The following is a 1,631-nucleotide window of genomic DNA, read 5'->3' as shown; positions in this document are numbered from 1 at the left end:
GAGCACGCCGCGCCGCAGCCGCGAGCACAGCGAGCACATCGTCTTGCCCTCGGGAATCACGCGCTTGACGACGCTGTGCGTGTCCTGGACGACGATGTGGAACGGGATGCCGAGCGCGGACAGGTAGTCCGGTAGCACGTGTTCGGGATATCCGGGATGGCGCTGATCGAGGTTGACGGCGACGATCTCGAAGTCGAGCGGCGCGTGGCTGCGCAGTTTCATGAGCACGTCAAGCAGCCCGTAGCTGTCCTTGCCGCCGGAGACGCACACCATCACACGGTCGCCCGGGCCGATCATCCCGTAGTCGGCGATCGCCTGCCCGACCTGACGCCGCAGCCGCTTTACCCGCTTGTTGGCCTCGAACGCCTGTTTCCTCTCGACCTTCACCGCTGGCGCGTTCACGTCGGCCTCACAGGTTGATGCTGCGGCCACCGTCCACGGCGAGGATCTGGCCGGTGACGTAAGGCGCATCGGAAACCAGGAAGCACACCGCGCGCGCGATGTCGTCCGGATCGCCCACGCGCTTGAGCGAGGTCTGGGCGACGATGCGTGCGCGCTCCTCCGCGTTCGACCAGGCGTTGTCCTCGGGCCAGATGATGGCGCCGGGCGCCACGCCGTTCACGCGCACCTCGGGGCCGAGCTCGCGCGCGAGCGAGCGGGTGAGCGCGACGAGCCCGCCCTTCGCCGTGCTGTAGACGAGATGGTTCTTCATCGGGCGGTCGGCATGGATGTCGACGATGTTCACGATCGCGCCGCAATGCTGGCGCAGCTGGGGCGCGGCCGCCTGCGACAGGAAGAGCGGTGCCCTGAGGTTGGTGCCGACGAGATCGTCCCATACGCGCTCGGTGATTTCGCCGACAACGGTGGGGAAGAAGCTCGACGCGTTGTTGATGAGCACGTCGAGCTGGCCGAAGCGCCTCACCGTCTCGTTGACCAGCCGCGGCGCCGCGGACGCATCGAGCAGGTCGGCGCGGATGCGGGCGCACGAGCCCGGGCGGATCGAGTCCAGTTCACGTTGGAGCGTCTCGGACTCGGCCGCGGACGAGCGATAATGGATCATGATGTCCGCGCCGGCCGCGTGCAGGCGGCGCGAGATGGCCGCGCCGACGCGCTTCGCGCCACCGGTGATGAGGACGACACGGCCGGTCAGTGAGAGAGTCATGGTGGTGTCAGTGCGCCAGGGGCGCGATGCCGTGAATTCTATCGAAACCGAGAAAAAGGGGCCCACCTTGCCGGAACCGCGCGCTGGCCTGCCCGAGCCGGATGCATCCGCGCGCGTCCACAGCGAGCGCGTGACGGCGGCGATCCGCCACGAAATCGACGCGGCAGGCGGCTGGATCTCCTTCGCGCGCTACATGGAACTTGCGCTCTACGCGCCCGGGCTTGGCTATTACGCGGCCGGTGCGGCCAAGTTCGGCACGGCGGGTGACTTCGTCACGGCGCCGGAGATTTCGCCGCTCTTCGCGGACACGCTCGCCCGGCAGGCCGCACAGATCGTCACTGCGACCGGCGGCTCGATTCTCGAACTGGGAGCGGGCAGCGGTCGCTTGGCGGCCGACCTGCTGCGCGCCTTGCGGGCGCTCGACGCATTGCCCGAGCGCTACGCCATCCTCGAAGTGAGCGCGGACCTC

The 1,631-nt window shown here is 68.5% G+C and carries 3 protein-coding genes; 1 reads left to right on the top strand and 2 read right to left on the bottom strand.

What is annotated here, in order from left to right; genetic code table 11:
• The coding region (locus JNK68_03650; GenBank protein MBL8539445.1) for a tRNA 2-thiocytidine(32) synthetase TtcA at positions 1-432 on the bottom strand (432 nt) is incomplete at its 3' end.
• Positions 410-1,150, bottom strand: coding sequence for a pteridine reductase (locus JNK68_03645; protein MBL8539444.1), 741 nt, complete (start codon positions 1,148-1,150; stop codon positions 410-412). The genes JNK68_03650 and JNK68_03645, both read right to left, overlap by 23 nt.
• 10 nt (positions 1,151-1,160) lie before the next feature.
• On the opposite strand from JNK68_03645, the gene JNK68_03640 reads away from it, so the two are divergent.
• Positions 1,161-1,631 (top strand): SAM-dependent methyltransferase (locus JNK68_03640; protein MBL8539443.1); only part of this gene is annotated, 471 nt, incomplete at its 3' end.

Source organism: Betaproteobacteria bacterium (genome assembly GCA_016791345.1).
In the GTDB taxonomy this organism is placed as follows: Bacteria; Pseudomonadota; Gammaproteobacteria; order Burkholderiales; family JAEUMW01; genus JAEUMW01.
Note: the sequence above shows the minus strand (reverse complement) of the source record. Positions and strands in the feature narration are given on the sequence as shown.